We start from the raw sequence: 2077 nt of genomic DNA, 5'->3' as shown, positions 1-2077 counted from the left end.
TTAGCATTTCCAGGCAAACCGTTTCGTGGGGAATAAATCTTCCGTTTGATGATTCTCAGACAATCTATGTCTGGATAGACGCTTTAATAAACTATATATCGTCTATAGGATATGCCGATGACAGCAAGAATTTCTCAAAGTGGTGGCCTGCGGATGTTCATTTAATGGCTAAAGATATATGTTGGTTTCATGCGGTTATTTGGCCCGCGATGCTTTTGGCGGTTGGAGAAAAAACGCCCAAAAAACTTTTTATCCACGGGTTTTTTACCGTTGAAGGGCAAAAGATGAGCAAGTCGTTGGGCAATATGATAGACCCACTACCTTTAGTAGAAGAATACGGGGCAGACACTTTGCGATATTTCCTTTTGACTGAATTCCCTTTCAACCACGATGGAGATTTTTCCGTCCTACGCCTAAAGGAACGTTATAATAATGAGCTTGCAAATGATTTGGGTAATCTGATTTTACGCATATTGACAATGATAGAGAAATACTGCGAAGGGAAAATACCTGAGCCCAATGATGAAGAGGGAAATATTAAAATAAAATCTATAAAATTAGATTTACAGGAGCAATTAGATGTTCGCAATAGTGCCATAGAATCCTCGGAATTTTCCAAGGCATTAGTTAATATAATGAATTTGATACGGGAAACCAACAAGATTATAGAAGAATATGCACCTTGGAAGATGGCTAAACAAAAAGATACGAATTCTTTGAATACACTTCTTTATTATTTGGCACAACGACTTGCAACAATCGCGATATTGGTATATCCTTTCTTGCCAAACACGAGCGAAGCCATATTTAGACAGCTTGGGCTTGAAGTTGAATCGGCTTTTTCAATTAAAGGAAATTTTAAAACTCTTTTAACAAATAAAGAAATAAAAAAAGAAAAACCGTTATTTCCGAAAAAATGACATAAAAAAACTATGGTGATTACAGAGATTATTAACTACGGATTACACAAATTTACTGACAAATATTTAATCTTTGTAATCAATTAAAAAATAAAATGAGAAAAGATAAACCGATAATAGTTGCCTTAGATGTTTTTTCCAGAAAAGAAGCGCAGTCTTTAGTGGAAAATTTAGTTGAACATGTTTCCATCTTTAAAATAGGACATCAGCTTTTTCTAAAAGAAGGCATGGATATTATCCATATGATTCAAGATAGAGGCGCAGAAGTTTTTCTTGACTTGAAATTTCATGATATTCCAAGCGTTATATCAAATGCGGTAGAAGTGGCATTTAGTGAAAAAGTTTATATGTTGACTATGCATTCTTTGGGCGGCAGAACGATGCTTGAGCAAGTTGTGAAAAAAGTCGAAATGTTGTCTTCGAAATCAAATGGCAGAGCTCCCATACTTTTGGGTGTTACTATTCTTACAAGTTTAGATGAAGAAAAACTAAAAGAAGTGGGTTTTTCTTTGCCGATGAAACAGCAGGTTCTAAAACTTGCCAAAATTAGCGAAGAGTGTGGTTTGGGCGGAATAGTTTGTTCCGGTGAAGAGATAAGTTTGATAAGAGATAATACAAAAGAGAATTTTATCATTGTTACCCCGGGAGTAAGACTGGAGAAGTTACCTTCAGACGACCAAGAAAGAATAATTACCGTTGAAGATGCAATAAAACGCGGAGCGGATTACTTAGTTATGGGTAGAAGTATAACGGAAAGTAAAGAACCAAAAAAGAAACTGGAATTGATTTTGGAGAAATTAAATAGATTATGATATAATCCCACCCTAATAATCAAAGACCAAAGTAAAAGATAGGTTTTTATGTAGTCTGTGGTCTTCGGTCTTTAGTCTATTTTTAAATAAGGAGTTTTTAATTATGCCTTTTACTAAGGAAGATAAAGCGAAAATAGTTGAAGAGTTCGGTAAAGACCCTAAAAATACAGGTTCGCCGGAGGTACAAATAGCGATTATTACACAAAGAATAAGTACTCTTTCGCAGCATCTTGCGAAATTTAAACATGACCGCACATCCAAAAGAGGATTACTGCAATTGGTCGGTAAAAGAAGAGCTTTACTAAATTATTTAAAAAAAGAGTCCGAAGCCCGATATTTGGAAAC

3 protein-coding genes are annotated in these 2077 nt (G+C 35.1%); all 3 read left to right on the top strand.

Features of this window, described 5'->3' with window-relative positions:
- A partial coding sequence (locus KAS42_04645) for a class I tRNA ligase family protein (GenBank protein MCK4905506.1) occupies positions 1–920 on the top strand: 920 nt, incomplete at its 5' end.
- Positions 921–1015: 95 nt separating this feature from the next.
- The gene (gene pyrF / locus KAS42_04640) at positions 1016–1732 is read left to right on the top strand and encodes an orotidine-5'-phosphate decarboxylase (protein MCK4905505.1); all 717 of its coding nucleotides are present in this window, start codon (positions 1016–1018) and stop codon (positions 1730–1732) included.
- 103 nt (positions 1733–1835) lie between these two features.
- The coding region (rpsO, locus tag KAS42_04635) for a 30S ribosomal protein S15 (GenBank protein ID MCK4905504.1) at positions 1836–2077 on the top strand (242 nt) is incomplete at its 3' end.

This window comes from bacterium (assembly GCA_023135785.1).
Taxonomy (GTDB): Bacteria; CAIJMQ01; CAIJMQ01; order CAIJMQ01; family CAIJMQ01; genus CAZNJA01.
The sequence above is the reverse complement of the archived record's forward strand: the minus strand, read 5'-3'. Positions and strand labels throughout refer to the sequence as shown.

What these genes read in the sequence shown, in the direction of transcription:
- pyrF (MCK4905505.1), top strand. Translation starts at nt 1,016, where the DNA reads ATGAGAAAAGATAAACCGATAATAGTTGCCTTAGATGTTTTTTCCAGA.